General features: G+C 60.2%; 17 protein-coding genes. 4 read left to right on the top strand and 13 right to left on the bottom strand.

What is annotated here, in order from left to right; all coding sequences use genetic code 11:
* Window positions 1-11 precede the first annotated feature (11 nt).
* The 12 genes from R4P64_RS11165 to R4P64_RS11215 all read right to left on the bottom strand — a co-directional run bounded on the left by R4P64_RS11165 (window position 12) and on the right by R4P64_RS11215 (window position 14,228).
* Window positions 12-929: a diacylglycerol kinase gene (locus R4P64_RS11165; RefSeq protein ID WP_080711648.1), complete on the bottom strand. Its 918-nt coding sequence runs from the start codon at window positions 927-929 to the stop codon at window positions 12-14.
* A complete protein-coding gene (locus R4P64_RS11170) occupies window positions 926-2,506 on the bottom strand; it encodes an FAD-binding oxidoreductase (protein WP_317821093.1) in 1,581 nt (526 codons plus the stop codon). Before R4P64_RS11170 ends, R4P64_RS11165 begins: the two co-directional genes overlap by 4 nt.
* A gap of 82 nt (window positions 2,507-2,588) precedes the next feature.
* On the bottom strand, window positions 2,589-3,128 hold the full coding sequence (locus R4P64_RS11175; RefSeq protein WP_317820753.1) for a DinB family protein: 540 nt from the start codon (window positions 3,126-3,128) through the stop codon (window positions 2,589-2,591).
* Between the two features lie 153 nt (window positions 3,129-3,281).
* Entirely contained in the window at window positions 3,282-5,210 is a 1,929-nt protein-coding gene (htpG, locus tag R4P64_RS11180) for a molecular chaperone HtpG (protein ID WP_045068594.1), read from the bottom strand.
* A 109-nt stretch (window positions 5,211-5,319) separates the two neighbouring features.
* Window positions 5,320-6,291: a lipoyl synthase gene (lipA, locus tag R4P64_RS11185; RefSeq protein WP_317820755.1), complete on the bottom strand. Its 972-nt coding sequence runs from the start codon at window positions 6,289-6,291 to the stop codon at window positions 5,320-5,322.
* A gap of 30 nt (window positions 6,292-6,321) precedes the next feature.
* The gene (locus R4P64_RS34000; RefSeq protein ID WP_394855602.1) at window positions 6,322-7,362 is read right to left on the bottom strand and encodes a phosphotransferase family protein; all 1,041 of its coding nucleotides are present in this window, start codon (window positions 7,360-7,362) and stop codon (window positions 6,322-6,324) included.
* A 54-nt stretch (window positions 7,363-7,416) separates the two neighbouring features.
* Window positions 7,417-8,628: an acyl-CoA dehydrogenase family protein gene (locus R4P64_RS11190; protein ID WP_317542509.1), complete on the bottom strand. Its 1,212-nt coding sequence runs from the start codon at window positions 8,626-8,628 to the stop codon at window positions 7,417-7,419.
* Between the two features lie 72 nt (window positions 8,629-8,700).
* Complete coding sequence (locus tag R4P64_RS11195) at window positions 8,701-9,738, bottom strand: phosphotransferase family protein (protein WP_317542510.1); 1,038 nt, start codon at window positions 9,736-9,738, stop codon at window positions 8,701-8,703.
* 25 nt (window positions 9,739-9,763) lie between these two features.
* On the bottom strand, window positions 9,764-10,861 hold the full coding sequence (locus R4P64_RS11200; RefSeq protein ID WP_317820756.1) for an alcohol dehydrogenase catalytic domain-containing protein: 1,098 nt from the start codon (window positions 10,859-10,861) through the stop codon (window positions 9,764-9,766).
* Window positions 10,862-10,886: 25 nt separating this feature from the next.
* Window positions 10,887-12,200 carry a dihydrolipoamide acetyltransferase family protein gene (locus R4P64_RS11205; protein ID WP_317820758.1) on the bottom strand — a complete coding sequence of 438 codons (1,314 nt, stop codon included), beginning with the start codon at window positions 12,198-12,200 and terminating at the stop codon, window positions 10,887-10,889.
* A gap of 25 nt (window positions 12,201-12,225) precedes the next feature.
* Window positions 12,226-13,248, bottom strand: a complete 1,023-nt coding sequence (locus R4P64_RS11210; RefSeq protein WP_317820759.1) for an alpha-ketoacid dehydrogenase subunit beta — start codon at window positions 13,246-13,248, stop codon at window positions 12,226-12,228.
* Window positions 13,245-14,228, bottom strand: a complete 984-nt coding sequence (locus R4P64_RS11215; protein ID WP_317820761.1) for a thiamine pyrophosphate-dependent dehydrogenase E1 component subunit alpha — start codon at window positions 14,226-14,228, stop codon at window positions 13,245-13,247. Before R4P64_RS11215 ends, R4P64_RS11210 begins: the two co-directional genes overlap by 4 nt.
* Window positions 14,229-14,464: 236 nt before the next feature.
* On the opposite strand from R4P64_RS11215, the gene R4P64_RS11220 reads away from it, so the two are divergent.
* The 4 genes from R4P64_RS11220 to R4P64_RS11235 all read left to right on the top strand — a co-directional run bounded on the left by R4P64_RS11220 (window position 14,465) and on the right by R4P64_RS11235 (window position 19,881).
* On the top strand, window positions 14,465-15,100 hold the full coding sequence (locus tag R4P64_RS11220; protein ID WP_045068575.1) for a TetR/AcrR family transcriptional regulator: 636 nt from the start codon (window positions 14,465-14,467) through the stop codon (window positions 15,098-15,100).
* A 236-nt stretch (window positions 15,101-15,336) separates the two neighbouring features.
* On the top strand, window positions 15,337-16,833 hold the full coding sequence (locus R4P64_RS11225) for an MFS transporter (protein ID WP_317542515.1): 1,497 nt from the start codon (window positions 15,337-15,339) through the stop codon (window positions 16,831-16,833).
* Window positions 16,834-16,859: 26 nt separating this feature from the next.
* Window positions 16,860-18,263, top strand: coding sequence for a dihydrolipoyl dehydrogenase (lpdA, locus tag R4P64_RS11230; RefSeq protein ID WP_317820764.1), 1,404 nt, complete (start codon window positions 16,860-16,862; stop codon window positions 18,261-18,263).
* A gap of 34 nt (window positions 18,264-18,297) precedes the next feature.
* Entirely contained in the window at window positions 18,298-19,881 is a 1,584-nt protein-coding gene (locus tag R4P64_RS11235) for an MFS transporter (protein WP_317820765.1), read from the top strand.
* A 132-nt stretch (window positions 19,882-20,013) separates the two neighbouring features.
* Here R4P64_RS11235 and R4P64_RS11240 read toward each other — a convergent pair whose 3' ends face one another.
* Window positions 20,014-23,292 (bottom strand): protein kinase domain-containing protein, encoded by a 3,279-nt coding sequence (locus R4P64_RS11240; RefSeq protein WP_317820766.1) that lies wholly within the window; start codon window positions 23,290-23,292, stop codon window positions 20,014-20,016.
* Window positions 23,293-23,379: the final 87 nt, after the last annotated feature.

Below are 23,379 nucleotides of genomic sequence, written 5' to 3' on the forward strand. Positions count from 1 at the left end.
ACCCCTTTCGGTTACACAGGTTCAGCGCTCAGAATCCTCAGAGCCTCCGGCACTGCTTCGATCGTGATCGGTAGCGGCCCCACTCGGTCACCGTCGGCGTAAGCGATGATGCCCTCGGAGATGAGCCGGACCTTCTTGGATCGGTACGTCGACACCGCGTCCAGATGGATGTGCGTTCCCTTGTAGACCCGCGGAAAGAGGCGCACCAGACGCAGCCGTGAACCATGCCCGACAACAGTCAGATCCAGCAAACCGTCGGTCTTGGATGCACCAGGCGTAATGAGCATGCCGCCGCCGTAGGATCGCCCGTTACCGACTGCCACGAGCGTCGCATCCATGGTGATCACCTCGTCGTCGAGTTCGATCCGGTACGGCAGCGGCCGCATCTTCGCCAGTTCGGCAAGCATCGCCAGGTTGTAGCGCATTCGACCCTTGGGCCAGGTCATCTTGTTCGCGCGCTCGCTGACCAACGAGTCGAAGCCACTGGCGATGATCGTGCCTGACCACACAACGGACCCGTCAGCCAGCGTGATCTTCGCGAGGTCGGACTGCTGCACGATCCCGTTGGCAATCACGTCAGCGGCAGCTTCGGGATCACCTGTGGGAATACCGAATTCGCGGGCGTGATCATTTCCCGTGCCCGCCGGAATGAGTCCGATCGGCGTGTCGGTCAGCGCCGCCGCTTGCAGTCCGATGCTGATGGCACCGTCTCCACCGACCACCACGAGAGCGTCGGTACCGTCTTCGATCGCCCGACGCGCCAATTTCTTGGCGTCGTCAGCATCAGTGCCGATGATCTCGGTGACGGCAACTCCACGTTCACGCAGTCGCGCAACACCTTTGCGGCCGGCTGTGGGCGCATGCCCATGTCCCGCCATCGGATTGATCAGGACGGTTACCTTCTCGATCTGACTGCGGGTTTGGCTCAAGGAATCAGCTTTCCAGGATTGAGGATGCCGGCGGGGTCCACTGCATTCTTTACTGCGCGAAGAATATTCGCGCCTAATTCACCGATTTCGTCTTTCATCCACGGCCGATGGTCCGCACCGACAGCGTGATGATGTGTAATCGTGCCACCGGCAGCGATGATGGCGTCGCCGGCTGCTGTCTTGGCCGTATGCCACTGAGCAATCGGATCTTCGGTCTGAGCGCACACCACGGTGAAGTACAGGGATGCACCGGTCTTGTAGGTGTGCGAAATGTGGCACATCACAAGCGGCTGGGTGCCCTGCTCGACCAATGCCTTGGTCAATGCCTCTGTGACCGACGAGCGCAGGTTCGCGAGGTTGCCCCACGTCGTTGCCGTCTCGAGGGTTTCGCACAGTGCGCCGACGTCGAGCAGTGCGTCACGCAGATACGGTGCATCGAACCGTCCGTGTTCCCAACTGTTTCCAGGCTCAGCGCCGAGAGACGTTCCGCCGTGCGCGGTGAGAATTGCGCGGGCTTCTGCCATTCGCTCTGCGGTATGCGAGGCCGTGCCTTCATAGGTGGTGATGCCGAGGCAGCCACCCGTGAAGGCATTTTCGCCGATCTTGTCGGTGGTCGCCAGGTTCACCCCGCTCTCGGCTTCGTCCGACAACCGCAGCACTGTCGGCGCTGACCCTTCCTGGACGAGCTCGCGCAATGCTGCTGCGCCGGTAGCGAAGTCGGGAAAACTCCATCCCTCCCGAACCGTCGTCTCCGGAAGTCGGTGAACCCGCACTCGCACATGCGTAATGACGCCGAAAGTACCCTCGGAGCCGACAAACAGTTCCCCGAGATCAGGACCCGCGGCCGATGCCGGCGCTCTACCGGTCTCGAGCACACCACTCGGAGTGACCACGGTGAGACCCTGGACCATATCCTCGAAACGTCCGTACCCTGCCGACGCCTGCCCCGAGGAACGCGTCGCCGCGAAACCACCGAGCGTGGCAAAGAGGAAACTTTGCGGGAAGTGTCCGACGGAGAAGCCGTGCTCGTGCAGTAATTCCTCGGCGCGCGGTCCCGTTGTTCCGCCGCCGAACGTGGCGATGCCGGATTCCTCGTCCAGTGAGACAAGCTGATCGAACCGTCGAAGATCAAGAGAAAGTACCGCGTCGAACCCGTCGCGGATGGGATCCAATCCGCCGACGACGCTGGTACCGCCGCCGAACGGCACTACGGCAATCTTGTTGGCCCCGCAGTACCGCAGAACCTGCTCCACCTCGGCGTCCGTGCCGGGTGTGACTACTGCATCCGGCGCGTCCTGGGGCTCGATGCTACGGCGACGCAACAGGTCCGGGGTGCTCTTGCCACCGGCTCGAAGAATCCGATCCGAATCCTCGGTAGTTATGTACTCCGCGCCGACCACGTCAGCCAGCGCGTCGACGTGCGCCTGAGACAGAGCGGACGGCGTCACTCGCACGTCCCCAATGGCCAGTCGGGATTGCTTCGGGGCCGATACACCAAGAAATCCGGTCAGCAAAGCTACGACCGCGTCCGACAGCTCACGCTTCTTTGCCGGATCGCCCCACGCGTCCCATTGCATCGGCGGTTGCAAGGCAGATTTCTCGGTACTCATGCCTACTAGTGTTACACATCGGTGCGATGTGTAAACATAGGTGGGTCGATCATCCCATTGTCTTGGAACCGTCGATCGCTTCGCGAAGCATGTCCGCATGGCCTGCATGCTGGGCAGTCTCGGCAATGATGTGGAGCAGCGTACGCCGGGCCGACCAGCGCGCACCAGGCTCGAACCACGGCGCAGACGGCAGCGGATGCGAGATGTCGAGACTGCCCAAGGATGCCACCAACTCATCCGTCCTCGCTGCAATCTGCTCATATTCGGCCACAATGCCGGCCAAGGTCTCGTCTCCCACCATGGCAAACTCGTCCACGCGCGCCTGAAGCATCTCCGGCGTGAATTTCGCCGGATCAACGTCCCCGCCCATGCCGGATGGGCCTTCCAGGATGAAATCCACACATCCCCGCTCCGTGTGGGCCACGTGCTTGATCAATCCGCCGAGGCACAGTTCACTCACGGTGGGCCGCGACGCTGCCTGTTCGTCGGTCAAGCCCCGAACAGTGACAAGCAGAAACCCGCGATGCTCGCGCAAGGTCTGGATAAGGTCCGCGCGCTCGCCGGTGAGGGTGCTGGTCGATGCGTTCATCGGTTCGTCCTTTGTTTGTGGGATCTTGCCTGTGAAACAACGGTAGAACCCATTGCGGACGGAAACGGTCCTCATTAGAACTTCTCCACAAAAAACTCCCGGCATCCGCCGATGAAGGCGAATGCCGGGAGTTCAACCGAACGGGAACGAAGATCAGACGGTGCGAGCCAAACGGTCAGCCAGCAGGCGTGTGAAGTGGGCCGGATCGCTCAACTCGCCACCCTCGGCGAGCAATGCCATCCCGTACAACAATTGCGCTGTCTCCGTAAGGTTTTCAGCAGAACCATCTGCCGCCTGCGCATCGCGCAGACCCGTTACGAGAGGATGCGACGGGTTGAGTTCGAGGATCCGCTTACTGTGCGGAACCGGCTGACCCGACGCCCGGTACATCTTCTCGAGCGTCGGCGACATACTGAATGCGTCGCCGACGATGCAGGCAGCCGACGTGGTGAGTCGCGTCGAGAGTCGCGTCTCCTTGATGTCGTCTGACAAGGTTTCGGTCAGCCACGTCAGCAGCGCACCGAATTCCTTTTCCTTCTCCTCACGTTCAGCCTCGGCTGCCTTCTTCTCGTCCTCGGTGTCGAGGTCGACCTCACCCTTGGCGATCGACTGGAAGGTCTTGCCGTCGAAGTCCGAAACAGCGTCGACCCACATCTCGTCGACCGGATCGGTGAGAACCAGAACCTCGAGGCCCTTGGCCTTGAAAGCCTCCATGTGCGGGGAGCTTTCGATGAGGTGGCGAGATTCGCCGGTCATGAAGTAGATCTGTTCCTGACCGTCCTTCATGCGCTCGACGTACTCGGCGAGAGTGGTCACGCCGTCTTCACTGTTGGTCGAGGCGAAGGATGAGATGTCGAGCAACGTCTTACGGTTGTCGGCATCGGCCATCAGGCCTTCTTTGAGCGCGCGGCCGAATTCGGTCCAGAAGGTCGAGTACTTTTCGGGCTCGTTTGCCTTCATGTCCTTGATCGTCGAGAGGACCTTCTTGGTCAGTCGACGACGGATCGCCGAAATCTGACGGTCTTGCTGCAGAATTTCTCGAGAGACGTTGAGCGAGAGGTCTTGTGCGTCAACAACACCCTTGACGAAACGCAGGTAGTCGGGCACCAACTCTTCGCAGTCGTCCATGATGAAGACGCGCTTGACGTACAGATGGATGCCGGCCTTGCGCTCACGCATGAAGAGATCGAACGGCGCCGTCGACGGAATGAACAGCAGCGCTTGGTATTCAAAAGTACCTTCGGCCTTCATCGGGATGACCTCGAGCGGCTCGTCCCACGCATGGCTGACGTGCTTGTAGAACTCCTTGTACTCCTCCTCGGACACGTCGTCCTTGGAGCGAGTCCACAGAGCCTTCATCGAGTTGATGGTCTCGGTCTCGATGGTGACCTCGGGCTCTTCACCCTCGGCCGGCGTCGACGTGCGAGCGACATCCATGCGGATGGGCCACGCGATGAAGTCGGAGTACTTCTTGACCAGTTCCTTGATCTTCCATTCCGACGTGTAGTCGTGCAGGCCGTTCTCGGAATCCTCGGGCATCAGATGCAGTGTCACGGAGCTGCCCTGCGGCGCCTCGTTCACATGCTCGAGCGTGTACGTGCCTTCGCCGGTCGACTCCCAGCGCGTCGCGTGGTCTTCACCGGCGCGGCGGGTCAGCAGCGTCACCTTGTCCGCGACCATGAACGTGGAGTAGAAACCGATACCGAACTGGCCGATCAGTTCCTCGGAAGCTGCGGCATCCTTTGCTTCCTTGAGCTTGCGACGGACCTCGGCGGTGCCGGACTTCGCGAGCGTGCCGATCAGGTCGACGACCTCGTCACGCGACATACCAATGCCGTTGTCGCGGATCGTGAGCGTGCGTGCGTCCTTGTCGATATCGATCTCGATGTGGAGATCGGAGACATCGACGTTGAGGTCTTTGTCCTGGTATGCCTCGAGACGGAGTTTGTCCAGCGCGTCCGAAGCGTTGGAGATCAACTCACGAAGGAAACTGTCCTTGTTCGAATAGATTGAATGAACCATCAAATCCAGCAGCTGACGTGTTTCTGCTTGGAACTCGAGCTGCTCGGTATGCGCGGTCACTTCGATCCCCTTCTCTTCTCGTTACTGGTCACAGGGATTTTACTTGACCTCGAATGCCCGGGATCAGGCCATGCGAATCACTAGGTGTACCTCTGCAAACAATCTGCGATCAATAACCACGCACAGCAGACACTTCGGGGAGTTCGCGGCCGTGATGGGCCATGGCCTGCGCGTACAGGCGTCCGGCGCGGTACGACGAGCGGACGAGCGGTCCGGCCATGACGCCGGCGAAGCCCATCTCTTCTGCAGCTTTGGAGTGCTCGACGAACTCTTCGGGCCTGACCCATCGCTCGACGGGGTGGTGCCGCGGTGAGGGACGCAGGTACTGGGTGATGGTGAGGATGTCGCAACCGGCAGCGTGCAGATCGGCCATCGCTTCGGTGACCTCTTCGGGGGTTTCGCCCATGCCGAGGATGAGGTTGGACTTGGTGACCAGTCCGTATTCGCGGGCGGCGGTGATGACGTCGAGGCTGCGCTGGTACCGGAAGGCCGGGCGGATCCGCTTGAAGATGCGGGGGACGGTCTCGAGGTTGTGCGCGAGTACCTCGGGACGTGAGGTGAAGACCTCGTCGAGAAGTTCGGGTTTGCCGTTGAAGTCGGGAACCAGGTTCTCGACGCCGGTGCCCGGGTTGAGTTCGTGGATCTTGCGGACGGTTTCGGCGTAGAGCCAGGCGCCGCCGTCGGGGAGGTCGTCGCGGGCGACGCCGGTGATCGTGGAGTACCGAAGTCCCATGGCCTGAATGCTTTCGGCGACGCGGCGTGGTTCGTCGCGGTCGAGGGCGTCGGGTTTGCCGGTGTCGATCTGGCAGAAGTCGCAGCGGCGGGTGCACTGCTCGCCGCCGATGAGGAAGGTGGCTTCGCGGTCTTCCCAGCATTCGTAGATGTTGGGGCAGCCTGCTTCTTCGCAGACGGTGTGCAAACCTTCGCGCTTGACCAGGCCCTTGAGCTCCGAGTACTCGGGGCCCATTTTTGCTCGGGTCTTGATCCAGTTGGGTTTGCGTTCGATGGGTGTCTCCGCGTTTCGGATCTCGAGGCGGAGCAGCTTACGTCCCTCCCCGAGGGGTCGACCGTCGTGCGTCACGACTTCCTCCAAACATTCGTAGGATCTGTGTCATCGCGAGAGTGCATAGGATGCGGCAAGATGACTGCCTTCCAAGGCTGCAATTGCGCGGGTGATCAATGGTTGCACCAAGGCTGATACATCATCGAATCTATTTGTGCTCGAGAGCCATTCGCTTCTCTGTTCGCACAGTTCGAGTACACGCGCCGCAACCTCGAGAAACCCCACGGAGTAGAACCATGGCAAAACGCGTGTATCGACATCGAAGTTGACTGCCCGTCGATACCGAGACAGCAACCCTTCGAATGCAGGGTATCCGAAATGAACTGAGGGGCAACCCGATACAACACTGGGAATCCCTCTCAATCCCGCCCAGAAAACGTAGGCGATTCCGATATCCAATAGCGGGTCACCAAAACCGACTCGACGCCAATCTGTCACCGCACGCAATACTGGGGAGTCATCGAGGTCGAAAATCGTACGATCTAGACGATATTCTCCATGGAGCAAGCACGGCTTCCGTGGTGCCGGCACCGATCGCGCAAGAGAATCCAGGAGGGCATTCAACGCGGGTCTCACACTCAATTCGTACCGAGCGAGCCTCAATTCGATCTCGGACACATAGTTGCGCAGGTCCCGGCACGCCCAAAGGACAGAACTAACGCCGCCGATGCCGAACTCGAGCGAATGAATCCTGGCAAGCGTGTCGGCAAATGCGTTCGCTACCAGGATTCTCGCGCCGATCTCGACGGCTGCTAATTGAATATCAGTCCGCAGCGAGGCCCCCCGCACCCGTCGAGAGACGACCAATCCAGAGGCTTCGTCCCGGTAGACAAGGAGAGGTACTGGAATGCTGCTCTGTTCGAGCGTGCGGAGTGCAGTGGCCTCTGCTTGAATTCCCTGTGTTCCAAGACTGTCATCACTGCTCGACGAACAGCGCAGGATCCACGCTCCTTCATCGCTGGTCAAGGAGTACGCCTGCCCAGGCGGCGAACTGGAAACCTTGTTAGCACTGAATCGCGAGTATCGATCCAACTCGCCACAGTCGATCAGACGACGTCGAATCTCACCGATATCGAATGGGAGCCGCATTGCCACCAGTTATCCCCATTCGGAATCGATTCGTCATTCGTGAAACCCGGACTGCTATCGATGAAGGCGCAATTCACGCGACGCGACAACCATCCGATGAACCTCGTCAGCGCCGTCGATGAAGCGCATGGTCCGAGCCTGCGCCCACAACATCGCCAGCGGATAGTCCTGCGTCATTCCGCCGGCGCCATGCACCTGAATTGCCTTGTCGATCACCCAGCCCACAGCGTCTGGGGCAGCAACCTTGATAGCCGAAATTTCCGTGCGCGCCTCACGCGCCCCAACTGTGTCGATCAACCAGGCAGTCCGCAGAACGAACAACCGCAACTGGTCGATCTTTACCCGGGACTGCGCGATCCAATGCTGAATAATTCCCTGATCCGCCAACGACTTACCGAAGGCCTCACGCTCGTTCGCCCGACGACACATCAACTCGATCGCACGCTCCGCCATCCCGATCATGCGCATGCAGTGATGAATCCTCCCTGGACCGAGCCTGGCCTGCGCCAGCGCCTGCCCCCGACCACGCTCGCCGAGCATGTGGTCCTTGGGAACAAGTACGTCCTCGAAATGCACCTCCGCGTGACCGCCATGGGCACCGTGTGTGAAGCCGAACATCTTCAGTCCCCGGACAATACGCACGCCAGGAGTCTCACGCGGAATCAGAACCAAACTGTGGCGCGACCGCGGATCCGCATCAGGATCTGACACCCCCATCGCGATCAACAACACACAATCGCTGCTCATCGCGCCGGTCGACCACCACTTGCGTCCATTGATCCTCCAACAATCACCCTCATCAGTGATTGAGCAGGTCAAGTTCGCGGGATCAGACGACGACACGTCCGGCTCCGTCATGCAATACGCCGACCTGATTTCACCGTTCAACAACGGATCGAGCCACCGATGTTTCTGCGCATCAGTCCCGAACAGCGTCAGCAACTCCATGTTCCCGGTATCGGGCGGGTTGCAGTTGAACGCTTCCGGCGCAACCTCAGGACTCCAACCCGTTACCTCGGCCAACGGTGCGTACTGCAGATTCGACAGTCCCGCACCACGCGGATCGTGCGGAAGAAACAAATTCCACAACCCTCGCGCCTTCGCGTGTTCCTTCAGCTCCGCCATCACCGCCGGACGCTCCCACTGCCGATCCCCTGCTTCCGGGTTGTCGTGGAAGAAATGCTCTGCAGGAAAAACGAACTCGTCCATGAATGCCGACGCGCGTTCCTTCAAATCAATAGTCTTCGCGTCGAACTCGAAGTCCATGTCACACACCTTTACCCTTCGTGGGCCGAGTACGACCGAGATCAGAAATTACTGTTTCACAACAATTTTCGGCTACGCAAGTGCCGAAAGCCCACGCTCTGCCAAAGGAACGACCATCGAGCCGATGTCCTCGAAACCGTCGCCGACTGTTTCCCCATTGACGAAGCGAAGATGGATGCCTTCCAGAATCACTGCCATCTTGTAGAATGCAAAGCCCGAATACCACTGCAGCGCATCGATATCGAACCCAGTGCTTAGGGAATATCTTTCGACAAGGTCGTCGAACGAGGGGAAACCCTCATGCGCAGAAGGCGTCCCGGCAATCGGATTATCGATACCCGCCCATCCCGACCAGAACAGATGGACTAAACCCAAGTCTGTCAACGGATCACCCAGTGTTGACATCTCCCAATCCAGCACTCCGACGATGTCCGACGGGGCACCTAACCGAACAATCATGTTGTCGAATCGAAAGTCGCCGTGAACGATCGAGGTTGCAGACTGCCCCGGAATCGACGACGCGACCCGCGCCCCTAGTTTCTCCAACATCGGAAGATCGCGGGACTTCGACGACGCCAACTGCTTGCTCCATCGCCTTACCTGGCGCTCGAGGTATCCCTCCGGCCTACCGAAACCAGACAAACCCAGGCTACGAAAGTCTTGCGTGTGCAGTGCAGCCAGGCAATCGACGTAGCGATGCGCCAACTCGGAGCGATTGCCCTCGTCCACGGAAGCGAAGTCGTCATCGGTTCGCAACACCTGACCTTCGATCTTGTCCATGACGTAGAAACTTCCACCCGATGTAGCGTCGAACTCCTCGGAGAACACGATCCGCGGAACTGGGACAGCACTTTCCGCGAGGGCTCGCTGAACGGTCACTTCCCGACCCATGTCGTGAGCAGTCTCCAGACGGTGACCGATCGGCGGACGACGCAGAATCCATCTTCTCGACTTACTCGCCAACTCGAACGTCAGGTTGGATCGACCGCCTGCCAGTAATCGCACAGTCAGTTCCTCGCCCGTACCCAACTCGCCCATCGCTATCAGCCTGGACCGAACCAAGTCGGCGTTGAACTGCTCGCTCTCCGCTATTGATTCAACCTCATTCATTACAACGTCCTCATTCCATAGTCCGTTACTCGACGACACAACGCACCACACCCGCACCGGCGGGCAGGTCGGGCCGAACCAAAACCTTCACGTGCTCTATCTCGTCACCCGCGGCCGGGCGCAGCGCAGAGAACACCTCACTCACCGCATCCAGCCCGGCAAAGCCCGTGACCATCAATCCCGGATCGAAACGACGTTCCACGATATGTTCGAAAGTTCGGGAAAACGCTTGGTACGTAGGTTCTCCGCGCCCCGGACCACCCACGAATTCCAGACTCACATTCTTGAGAATCCCGATCACCGGTCGAATCGACTCGTGCTGCATTGCCGATCCGACAATCACAATGCGTGTGAACGGTGGAACGACAGACATCAAGGAACCCAGTAGATTCCGCGCTCCGGATGCTTCGAAGACAAATACTTCGGTATCTGCCGGAATCATTCCTGCAAGTGTGCTCAGGGGATCCGAGTGCCTCGGATCGACTGCCACATCGGCCCCGTACGCCAAAGCCACAGTTCGTCGAAGTTCCGAAGGGTCGGATACGACGATGGGGTGGATGCCGCGTTCTGCCAACTCGATGACTGCGCCGAGTCCCACAGGCCCGCAACCGGTCACCACCGCGGCGGCGCCGGCAACGATCCGTGAACGCAGCACGGCGTTAACACCGGTAGCGAGAGGTTCGGTCACTGCAGCGGTAACCGGATCCACGTCCGGAGGGATGTGCAGGTGCCCACCAGCCTGGATAACAACCCTTTCAGCCAGCCCTCCGGGCTTCGAATTGCAGTATCCGACTGTATGAGTAAATCCATCGTCGTCAACGACCCACGGCAGAACCACCAGACGGTCACCGACGGCGTAGTCGACCACTCCGGTTCCCACCTCGGTCACCGTTGCAGTGAACTCGTGTCCGAATACCAGATCGTGTGCCGGATCGAACAGCGCTCCCGGTACGTCCGCCTCACGATGCGCAGCGAGGAAATCATCGGTGTGCTGCCAGGCCGACAGGTCGCTGCCGCAGATCCCGGTGGCTATCGGCTCCACCAGAAGCTGATTCGGTCCCGGAGACGGCTCCGGAATGTCGGCAAGTATGACGTCTCCGCCTCGAAGCACTGCTGCCCTCATCTGATGTCCTCACGTCGCGAAGTGCCTACGATTTTGTCGGCCATTGTTCGAGATACTTCTGTACGGACATCAGCGTGCGCAAGGCTTCGGCGCCGTCGAATGCCCTGTGGTCGAAGGTCAATCCGAGTCGTGCGATGGGCCTGATGGTGAGGAGCTCGGATTCACCGTCGACGCTCTTTCGCGCGACGGGGGTACGCACGATGGCTGGTAGACCGATCGAGGCAACTTGCGGACGAGTCAGGATCGGAGTCGAGACCACGCCGCCGACACTTCCCGAGTTGCTGATCGTAATTGTTCCGCCCGAAAGATCCTCCGGCTGCGCGGAACCCGAGAGTATCGCACTACTGGTCGCGACTATTGCGTCCGACAGTGCCTCCAGTTCGAGATTCTGCGCATCACGTATGACGGGGACGATCAGTCCGTCAGGAGTGTCCACGGCAATTCCCAGGTTGACAGTGTTCCATCGCACGAGGTGCTTGTCCGTGAACGTGGCATTGGCATCCGGGTGGTCTGCGAGCGCCCGGCACAGTGCATGACCGACAAAGGGAAGGAAACTGAGCTTCCCTTCACCTCGGGCCGTTCTCTCACGGTTGACCTTCGCCCGGGCAACGGAAACCGCTGTGAAATCGACATCAACCTGCGCCGTCAACTGAGGGGCCGTATTCCACGATTCCGTCAGATTCTTGGCGATTGCCCTGCGCAGGCGAGTGTGTTCGATAGCCGTGTAGGTCACCACCTCGTATCCGGCTGGAATCGCCACGGTGTCAGCATCTTCCGGTACTCGATCCCTGGCTCCCGGCAAGAATTCGCTCTTGCTCTCCAGTGACATATCAGTCGAGTCCGAATCGAGGCGGAGGCGTCGACTTCCTTCGGGCGGACGGTTGACCGGAGAGAACCACGATACAGCCAACACCAGTGAATCGTTGGGCGGGCGAGAACCCTCGGCGACGACTGCCGCGGCCTCGCTCGCGAGAGCCCGATCCGGGGAAATCGGGGACGGACGCGCGATCGGATCCGATGTCGGCGCCGCCGGCGCGACATCTTCACCGGCTGCATCTTCACCGGCAATGGCTTGCGCGACGGCTACCGGGTCGGAGTCGAGTGAGGCAAATCGAGCAATGACGTCCCCGACAGGAACCTCCTGATCCACTGCGGCAACGTAACTGATGAGGATTCCCGAAGTTGGCGAGTCAACTTCGGTGTCGACCTTGTCGGTCGACACCTCACAAAGCGGATCGCCCTCGGCGACCCTATCCCCGGGCTTGAGCAGCCATTCGGTGAGCAACGCGAATTCCACCGACCCCATGTGAGGCATGTGGACATCGAAGAGTGTGAGCATGGTGAATGTCCTCGTAGTCGAGTAGTTAGTCGCGAACCAGGTGACGGGCTGTCTCGATGATGTCGGAAACACTTGGGAAGCAATGATCTTCGAGGAACCGACTCGCCGGAATCGGCGCATCCACAGAACCGAGACGCGCGATCGGAGCGTGGAGCCAGTAGAAGCAACGCTCCTGGATAAGCGCCGCGATCTCGGCGCCAGGACCAGCGGTTCTCGGCGCCTCGTGAACGATCATCGCCCGCCCGGTCCGCATCACCGACGCGATGAGCGTGTCGTGGTCCAGCGGAACCAGCGTCTGCAGGTCGACGACCTCGAGTTCGATACCCTCCGCAGCCAGCACGACAGCTGCTTCGAGCGAGCGAGGCACCATACATCCATAGCTGATGACGGTCACTGTGTCGCCACGCCGTGGAATCGATGCTTTACCCAAGGGCATTACGTACTCGGGATCGGTGAATACCTCACCCCGTTTGAAGTTGAGCTGCTTGCTCGGGTAGTACAGAACAGGATTTGGGTCCCGGATTGCGGCCTTGAGTAGGGCTTTCGCGTTGGCAGGATTGGACGGGACAACTGCTTTGAGTCCCGGAAAATGCATCGGTAGCATCTCCATCGAACCCGAATGTTCGGGTCCTGCACCACCGCTCGGCCCGATCGGCATGATGATCACAGCGGGAAGTTCGAATTGACCACCGTGCATATGGCGCCACTTACCCAGTTTCTGAAAGATCTCGTCCCCGGCGATCAAACTGAAGTCTGCAAACCCCAGCTGTACGATCGGACGCATTCCGGTCATGGCGGCCCCGGCAGCTGCACCCACCATGAATGCTTCGGTGATTCCGGTGTTTCGGATCCTGTCCAGGCCGAATTCCTCTACCAGGCCTCGGGTTCCGCCGAAGAACCCGCCTGAGGCAATGTCCTGCCCCATGAGAAACACCGAGGGGTCACGGCGCATCTCTTCGGCAATCGCCGCACCCTGTGCGGCCTCGTAGCTTTGCACCGTAGTTTCCGGAGCCGTGCGGTTGATAGACGTGTCGTCAGTGATAGTCATGCAAAAACGTCCTTCAGGATAACGGAGGGGTCAGGCAAAGGAGCGGCTTCTGCCTCGGCGAGCGCTTCGGCAACTTCCGCACGTGCTGCGGCGACGATCTGGTCGGCCAGCGCAGCATCGAGTCGAGAACGCATGATGTCCAACGGATCTCGGTACGTCGACAGGAAGTCTTCCGGGCGATACTTCTGCGCGTCGCCTTCCCAGTGTCCGCCGACACGGGTGACGACTGCCTCGATCAACGACGGCCCCTGACCATCGCGCGCTCGATCAATCGCAGCCTTTGTCGCATGGTAGACAGCGACGGCGTCATGACCATCGACGCGAACTCCGGGAATCCCGTATGCAGTCGCGCGTTCGGCGATAGTGCGTGTCGGACTCACAGATTCAAATGGGGTGGTTACCGAGATTCCATTGTTCTCACAGAAGTAGACCAGCGGTAGTTTCCACCGCGATGCCTCGAGCAGAGTTTCATGGAAGGTGCCACGTGCCGCCGTCCCGTCGCCGAAGTCCGCCAGCGCAACTTGCCCAGTGCCTCTCATTTGCGCCGACAATGCCGCGCCTGCTGCCACCGGATACACCGAACCCAGCGTCGCACCCTCCCCCATGATTCCCAGCGCCGGATCTGCCCAGTGAGGAACGCCGGCGCCCTTTCCACCGGTAGAACCTGTCACCTTTCCAAGCAGGTCACCGATGATCGGCCCCATCGCCATCCCTTTGGCAAGCGGCCACGTGGCTCCCCGCCCCTGATAGAAGAGATAGTCGTCGTCTCGCATCGCTGCGACCGCTCCGGCGACAGCACCTTCCTGCCCTTTGCCCGGATGCCAGAATCCGGCAAATCCGTGGTCTCGGATGTGAATCTGCACGGCATCTTCGATCGCACGCGCACGGGCCATGACGGTAAAAATGTCGACCGCCAACCGTGGGTCGAATGACTCCGGCTCCAATACTTCGGTCAGCTGTTCGCTTGTGTGCGTGGCCATTCCGATCTCCTTCTGCGGTTCGGTACGCAAGTACGAGGTTCGCGTCATTGACAACACGGCATCGATTGCGCCAATCGTGTGGCTGCTGTCACATCACCTTATGTGGATCAAGTGATTCAATCAAGTGCATTCTCTCTATCGAACGAAACTCGCTCCGAAATCGGCGCGTCAGAACGCCGGAAATCAAGCCGAGACATCGCGATATGATGGGGTCAACAAACCGAAAGGTTGCGGAAATGCCACGATCCAGTCCACGCGACGGCGCAGCAACTCGCCGCGCCCTAATCGACTCAGCGGCAAAGCTGTTCGCAGCACAGGGAGTCGAGGCTGTCTCGATTCGAGCGATCAATGCCGAAGCCGGATTGGGAGCTGCGTCCGCGCACTATCATTTCGGATCCAAGGACGCGATCCTCGACGCCGTTCTCCTCGACTCCGGTGCCGAAGTACTCGCACACATTCATCGCCTGGCCAAGGACATGGTCGATTCCGACACCATCCCGACAGCGAGGCAGATCGTTGATCTCCTGGCACTGCCGTATCGCCAGTTCCTCGATCAGGCACCCGACAAAGGTGTTCGGTGGCTGACTATTTGCGGCCAACTCAGCCTCGCCAACGACCCCCGACTCTTCCCAGTCAAGGACGACACAGCAGAGCTGCTGCGCAAACTACTCGAACGCGCCTACCCCTCAGCCGACGAGACTGCGATCGAACTGAATTGGTCACTCACCGTGAACACGCTGATCGTGATGGCGGCACGATGGTCGGACGCAAGCATCGAGGGATCTCGCGCACTATCCAATGGCCGATTCGACACACTCGCGGATTTTGTCGCGGGCGGACTCGAATCGCTCATGCATCCAGCCCAGACCTAGCTTTGCGGATGGATTTTCCCAGGTAGAGCCGCGAATTCGTCACTCGCGCAGATTGCAATGACCGCTCATCGTGTGGCGAATTGTGAGTTCATTTTTAGTGGATCACTTGACAGAATCACTCGATCCATTTTACTGTGCCTCACATCACAAACATGCTTCAGTGAGTCTGCACACTCGCCGCGCCGACTGTCCCGCTCACTGCCCCGTCTTCCCGTCAGAAAGATGCAGGAGCCACGATGACCGCTCCATCCACGGATAATCCTTCCTCGACTCCATCGGAGCCTTCCTCCGACAACCCCACTCTCGCGATAGAGGGCGTGGGTAATCGATCAACCGCCGGCTGGATCGGAATCCTCCTGATCCTCTGTCTCCTGTCCGAAGAAGTCGCATACGCGTTCAATCTGGTGACGCCCGCACTCCCCAGCATGGCCGGTTCATTCGAGACCTCGAACATCGCTTGGGTATCAACACTGTTCACGCTCTCCGGCGCGATCAGCGCACCGTTGATCGGCAAGCTCGCAGATCGGGACGGCAAGAAGAAATGGCTTCTGATCGCAACCGCCTGCATGGCAGCAGGCTCGTTGATCGTCGCAATCGCGCCGACCTTTTCCGTGGTGCTGGTCGGTCGAACCGTTGAAGGGCTCGGCCTGGCAATCGTGCCGATAACCTACTCACTGATGCGCGACATCTTCCCGAAGCGGATGCTGGCGATGGCGGTCAGCATGACAACCGCCGGAATCGGTGTCACCACGATCACCGGCCCAGTCATCGCCGGAGTTTTGATCGACAATTTCGGATTCCGCGGAGTGTTCTTCGCCTTGGCACTCTTCCCGATACTCCTGGGAGCCTTGGTAATGCTCGTCGTTCCCGAGTCCCCGATCCGAGTGAAAACGTCCATTGACTGGGTTGGTGGGATCATGCTCGGGCTCTCGATCGCACTCCTCCTGTACGGCATCGGCGAAGGCGGAACGTGGGGCTGGACGTCGTGGAAGACACTTCTCTGCGCCATCGCCGCGGTGGCAATCTTCCTCGGATGGGCTCGATACGAAAAGCGAATCGAGAACCCCCTGATTGACATTGCAGTGCTGCGTGGTCGCGCTGTCGTGACGACATTGGTCGCTCAATTCACCGGCCAGGCCGTCATCGTTCTCCAATTCGTCCTGTTGTCTTTCATCGTTCAGACACCCATCGCCCTCGGCGTAACCTACGGATTGGGGGAAAGCGCAAGCTACATGGCAAGGTTGACCACACCAGCCGGCGTGGCCACTGTCGCAATGGGATTGCTTGTCGGCATAATCGCGGAACGTCGGGGAGCGCGTCTGCCGAACTGGATCGGGTTTGCCTTGATGGCGATCGGCTCGGTGTCACTCGCTCTCTCCCACAAGGAATTCTGGCCAATACTGTTGGGATACCTGGTATACGCATTCGGCGCCGGTCTGATCAGTGCGGCAATCCCCAACCTCGTGATCGCAGCCGCGCCGGTCCGACTGCAGGCCGTCACAGCGTCGACGGTCAATGTGGTGGGATCCGTCGGCAGCGCGGTCGCTGTACAGATTGGTTTTGCCATCCTCGCCCTGAACATTGCAACGGTTGCCGACGGAACACCTATTTACGCCGGAATTGGCTACACAACAGTCTATTTCGTGGCAGCAGGTCTGGCGATAGTCGGACTCGCCGCAACTCTCCTCATGCCCCATGGCCGAAAGCCCCAGTCGGTGGAAGCACTGACCTGATCTGAATCGACTACCTGAGAATTACCGTGACCTCACACTATGACGTCGTTGTCCTCGGAGCCGGCCCCGGTGGGTACGTCGCTGCTATCCGCGCGGCACAACTGGGCCTGAGCACTGCCATCATCGAGCAGAAGTACTGGGGCGGTGTGTGCCTGAACGTGGGCTGCATCCCGTCCAAGGCGCTTCTCCGCAATGCCGAACTCGCGCACATCTTCACAAAAGAAGCGAAGACGTTCGGCATGTCCGGAGACGTGTCCTTCGATTTCGGCTCCGCCTTCGATCGCAGCCGCAAGGTTGCCGACGGGCGAGTCAAGGGCATCCACTTCTTGATGAAGAAGAACAAGATCGCCGAATTCGACGGCAAAGGCACGTTCGCCGACGCCAACACCATCAACGTCGAGCTCAGCAAGGGAGGCACCGAGACGATCACGTTCGACAACGCGATCATCGCCACCGGTTCCTACACCAAGCTGCTGCCGGGTACCTCGCTGAGCGAGAACGTGGTGACCTACGAAGAGCAGATCCTCACCCGCGACCTGCCGGGCTCGACCCTCATCGTCGGCGCCGGCGCCATCGGCATGGAGTTCGGTTACGTCCTCAAGAACTACGGCGTCGACGTGACGATCGTGGAGTTCCTCGACCGGGCACTGCCCAACGAGGACGCCGACGTCTCGAAGGAAATCGCGAAGCAGTACAAGAAGCTCGGCGTCACCATCAAGACCGGCGCCGCTGTCCAGTCCATCAGTGACGACGGCAGCAAGGTCAGCGTTTCGATCAAGGACAACAAGTCCGGCGAGATCGAAACGGTGGTCGTGGACAAGGTTCTGCAGTCCGTCGGCTTTGCACCGCGCGTGGAGGGCTTCGGCCTCGAGAACACCGGCGTTGCCCTCACCGACCGCGGCGCCATCGCGATCGACGACTACATGCGCACCAACGTCGAGAACATCTTCGCCATCGGTGACGTGACCGCCAAGCTGCAGCTGGCACACGTCGCGGAGGCGCAGGCCGTCGTCGCTGCCGAGACCATCGGCGGCGCGGACACGCAGACGCTCGGTGACTACCGGATGATGCCGCGTGCGACGTTCTGCCAGCCGCAGGTCGCGTCGTTCGGGTTGACCGAGGAGCAGGCCAAGGCCGAGGGCTACGACATCAAGGTCGCGAACTTCCCGTTCGCTGCCAACGGCAAGGCACACGGTCTCGGTGACCCGACCGGTTTCGTCAAGCTGATCGCCGACACCACACACGGCGAACTGCTCGGTGGACACCTCATCGGACCGGACGTCTCGGAGCTGCTGCCCGAGCTGACCTTGGCCCAGAAGTGGGACCTCACGGTCAACGAGTTGGCACGCAACGTCCACACGCACCCCACGCTCAGTGAGGCGCTGCAGGAAGCGATCCACGGCCTCGCCGGCCACATGATCAACTTCTGAAGAACTCCGATCGATCAGAAAGTAGTAGACCTCAGTGACAGCTACTGGCAGCACCGAAATCGACACACGCACAGTCACAGATCCACCCCGAGAGTCCAATCCCTGGGTCGCCATGACTGCGATCGCTCTCGGTGTTCTCATCGTTTCGCTCGACGGAACGATAACGGCAGTGGCCAATCCAGTTCTTGTCGTCGATCTGGGAGCGAGTCTCTCTGGATTGCAATGGATTACCAACATCTATCTACTCGCGATGGCCGCAACACTCGTTCTCGCGGGCAAGTTGGGCGATCGCTTCGGGCGACGATCCGTGTTCCTTTCAGGAATCGTCGGCTTCGGGGTCGCATCAGCCGGAATTGCCTTGGCGCACAGCGTCGAGATGGTAATCTTCTCCAGACTCGGTCAGGGAGTTTTCGGCGCACTGATCGTCACCAACGCCCTGGCATTGCTTCGGTCACTCTTCTCCGAAGCAACACTTCCGAAGGCACTTGCGGTGTTCGCCTCACTGATCGGCGCCTCCTCCGCCGCAGGCCCTCTGATCGGCGGATTGCTGATCGAACACACCAGTTGGCGATGGGCGTTCTTGATCAACGTCCCCGTGGCGGCGATATCTCTTGCTGCGGGATTGTTTCTCCTCCCCACCAGCAAGAAAATACGGAGTGCGAAGTTCGACATCCTGGGGTCGATCATGCTTACGAGTTCCCTCCTCGCCATAACCTACGGACTTATCAAAGCTCCCGAAAGCGGTTGGGCTGATTGGCATGTCATCGGCTGGCTCGTCGGTGGCATTCTCGCTGGTTTATTCTTCGTCGAGATCGAGAGGCGAGCACCGGATCCCCTTGTACCGCTTCGCCTCTTCGCTGACCGATCAATCACACTCGGAGTTATCCTTACGATCATCTCCTTCTTTGCGCTTGTCGGATCACTGTTCTTCATTCTCTTGTTCCTGCAACAGATCAACGGCGACTCCCCTATGACTGCCGGACTCCACATTCTCCCGATGAGTGTCGCGAATGTTGCAGCTTCGAGCAGTTGCGGTTGGATCATCAAACGGTACGGCGCCCGTCCACCGCTGTTTGTGGGAATGTTGCTCAGCGCAGCGGGATTCATGCTATTCACTACGATCGAACCACACGGAAGCTACCTCTCCCTGGCAATCCCGTTTGTGGTACTGGGCCTGGGAATCGGGTTTGTGATGACAGCATCAGTTCAAGCAATCCTCGGGAATGCGGACGTCGCCGACGCCGGTCCCGCCGCAGGTGTCCATCAGACCTCATTGCAAGTCGGCGGCATCCTCGGGACCGCGGTACTCGGAGCCGTAATGGCATCGGTAACTGCACAGAAGTTCCACGAAACATTGGTAGACAACAATATTCCGAATAGTACTGCCGATCAGATCTCGGACGAAGCTGTCCGGGCAGTCGCCCAGGGAACCGCACCGACTGTGACGGGTGACGATCCGACAACGTCGCACGTACTGCAATCTGCAACAGAGGTCGCATTCATGCACGGACTACACACCACCATGTGGGTGGGTGCCCTCGTTTCCCTCGTGGGAGTGTTCGTCTCGATAGGAATCCGACGAGGGCGAACGACCGAGGTATCGACACCTCTTCATTGAGCCTATCGCCGCGCCACTTCATGCATATCCCAAGACTCGACCAATACCCTTACCACACAAGCGGATTCGAAGTACTCCTCGACGGCGAAGCGACGTGAAATCGCCGAGGGATCGCGCAGCGCGAGCACAAGCTCAGGCCTGACCATTGCCCGACTTCTCGACCACCCATGCTGCGATCTGCGCACGCGAGTTGAATCCGAGTTTGGTGAGAATATGCTCCACATGACCCTGGGCGGTGCGGAGCGAGATCACCAATTTGGCAGCAATCTGTTTGTTCGTCAGTCCCTGGGCGACGAGTTCGGCAACCTCACGCTCACGCTTGGTCAGCACCACCGACGACCCGGTGGGCGTTGTATCCACAGGTTGCCGTCCAAGCGCAAATGCGACCGCCTCATTCATGCTCATGAGTCGACCCTGACGACGTGCCGTCCCGAATGCCTTCTCTCCCAATGCACGCCGCGTCGTCGCCGCACTTTCCTCGTGGTAAGGCTGCAGGGAGGGAAAGACGATCGTAATGCTGCCCACGGAGTGACCCAACTCCTCTGCTGCTCCCATCAGCACGGCGGCGCGTCGAGGATCCGGTTCCGCGGCGGCAATCCAGGCCAACACCTCCAGACATGCCGAGCAGGTGAGTGGATCGTTCACCTGCTCGGTGAGCTGCAACGCCTGCCCGAGCAACGCCACGGCACGATCTTGATCACCCTGCCGCCACACCGCGACAGCCATGGCCCACAGGGTGTACGACCGATAGACCGATTCCCCGTGAGATTCGCAGATCGCGAGCGCTTTTTCGTAACAGCCAACAGACCGCTTCGTTTCACCGAGCAGCTCGTACACCAACCCGAGTATCTGCAGCACGCCCACCTGAAGTGTGAGGTCACCACGAGTGTCGAACACCTCGAGTGCGCTCTCCAGCCCCGAGGTTGCGCGGGGAAGATCATCGCGATAAAGCGCCAACATCCCGTCCAACTGGTCGAGGAGTCCGTGAACAAGGGGGTCGGTGAGGTGCTCGGCAAGAGCGTGACCCTCCTCCACCAACGCGGTTGCTGCCAAAAGATCGCCCTGCACCACTGCCAGGAGGCTGTCTGCGTGTATCGCCCAAATGCGTTCCACCGTGGGCTTTCCGGCGTCGCGGGCCAGGAAGGTATCGAGCCAATGCCGCGACTCGGTGTACAGACCGCGAGTCAGCGAGAAGTGATAAAGCGCGGTGGACATACTCAGTCCGGCGGCGACTCCGTCGTCGTTGTCGGAGAGGCAATACTCGAGCGCTTCCCGCATATTCGGAACTTCCCGGTCTAGCCGATCAATCAACTCGAGTTGCCGGGGACTGATCCATCCGGCTGCCGCGTCGAGCGCCAACTGCTGGTACCAGTCCCGGTGCCGACGACGCAGCACCTCGTACTCGCCGGCCTCGACAATCTTCTCCCGGCCGTAGTCACGGAGAGTCTCGAGCAATCGGAAGTGGACCACTGTGTCCGATTCCTCCCGGATCAGGATCGACTTGTCCACCAGCGACCCCAACGTGTCGAGCAGCCCCTCGGGTGTCAGGTCGCCACGACATATCTCCTCCGCCGCGTCGAGTTCGAAACTTCCCGCGAACACCGACAACCTGCCCCAGAGATGCTGCTCGCCGGGCGTACACAAGTCGTAGCTCCAGTCGATACTCCATCGCAAGGTCTGCTGACGCGTCGGCGCGCCCCGGCTGCCGCTGGTCAGGAGCGTGTAACGATCGTCCAGCCGCTGCAGGATCTGCTCGGGCGACATCGCCCGCAGTCTGGCTGCCGCCAGCTCGATCGCCAGCGGCAGCCCTTCCAGACGCTGGCAGATCCGGGCCACCGTCGCCTTGTTCTCCTCCGTGATTTCGAAGCCGCGCACCGCAGCGGCCGCACGTTCGGCGAACAACGTCAACGCGTCGTACCGGGGCAATCCCCGCAGAGACGGTTCCCGATCCGGGTCGGGGACCGCTAGCGGGGACACTCGCAATACGGATTCCCCGCCGATGCCCAGGGGCTCGCGCGAGGTCGTCAGAATCCGCAGCTGCGGGCACGCGCGCAGCAGCACTTCGGCCAACGCCGCCACCGCATCGATCACCTGCTCGCAGTTGTCGAGAACCAGTAGCAATGTCCGAGTCGCCAGGAACTCCACCAAAATCTCCGTTAACGGCCGCGACGACTGGTCGCGCACACCGAGTTCTGCGGCCACCGCTCCGACCACAAGAGACTCGTCGTGCAACTCGCCCAACTCGACCAGCCACACGCCATCGGCGAAATCCCGCTGGACATTGCTCGCGACCCGCAATGCGAGACGCGTCTTACCGACACCACCGATCCCCGTCAACGTCACCAGCCGGGACACCGACAGCAGATTCTTCACCTCCGCCAGCTCGGTGCGACGACCAACGAAGCTCGTCAGCTCCAGCGGCAGATTTCTATCGGCTTTCCGAGCCACCGGAGATGCGGGTGGATGCCATCGCGCCGACGGCGGCTGCGGATCCCGTGGGTCGGCCCCTGGGGCGGCGCGTAGCGCCATCTCATCGACCGGCAAACCGCGGCGGACCTGCAACTCCCTAAGATTCTCACCGAGCACCGACGTAGAAGGACGGTCCCCTGGATCGCGGGACATTGCCTTCTCTATGACGGCACATACGTCGTCGGGGAAACCGTGCTCGCGCATGTCGGGAACTGGCTGCGCGGTGATCCGTAGGAACTGGGCAACAACCTGCTCGCCGCTGCGGCGCTCGAATGCCGCGTGCCCGGTGAGTGCACTGAACAGAGTGGCCCCGAGCCCGTACACATCCGAGGCCGGACTTGGCGGTTCACCACCGAGAACCTCCGGGGCAGTAAACGCGGGCGAGCCCGTGACAGTGCCGGTCGCGGTCTTGAAACCGTCAGCAATGTGTGCGATTCCGAAGTCCGTCAGGGCCGGTTCACCGTAGTCGGTGAGCAGAATATTGGCAGGCTTGACGTCGCGATGCAGAATGCCGAGTCGGTGCGCGGTCTCGAGCGCCCCAGACATCTTCACCCCGAGCCGCAGGACTTCCTCCAGGTCGAGCGGCCCGTTCTCGCGAATCTTGGTATCGACGGACCCTTGACGGTGGTAGGGCATCACCAGATAGGGGCGACCGGTATCGGTGGTTCCAACCTGCAGGACGCCCACAATATTCGGGTGCCCGGTCAGTCTCCCCATTGCTCGCTGTTCCCGAAAGAAGCGTGCCCGATTCTCCTCGTCGAGGTCGGCGGTGAGGACCTTCACGGCCACCGTGCGGTCCAGCCCGGCCTGCGTGCAGCGGTACACCACACCGAAGCCGCCGCGCCCGATCTCACGGGCATCGTCGAATCCCGCCTCTCGCAGCTCATCCGAAATGAACGGAAGCACGTCACGACGCGTTTGGAGTGGATCGTTCTCGTCCATCTGCTACTTCGATTCCGCGGCATCGTCGATGATGCACCGTCGCGTTACCTCTCGATAATGTGCCCACACGGGCCCGGCCGTCAACGC

It is taken from the genome of Rhodococcus sp. IEGM 1366 (assembly GCF_033142425.1).
Classification (GTDB): domain Bacteria; phylum Actinomycetota; class Actinomycetes; order Mycobacteriales; family Mycobacteriaceae; genus Rhodococcus_F; species Rhodococcus_F globerula.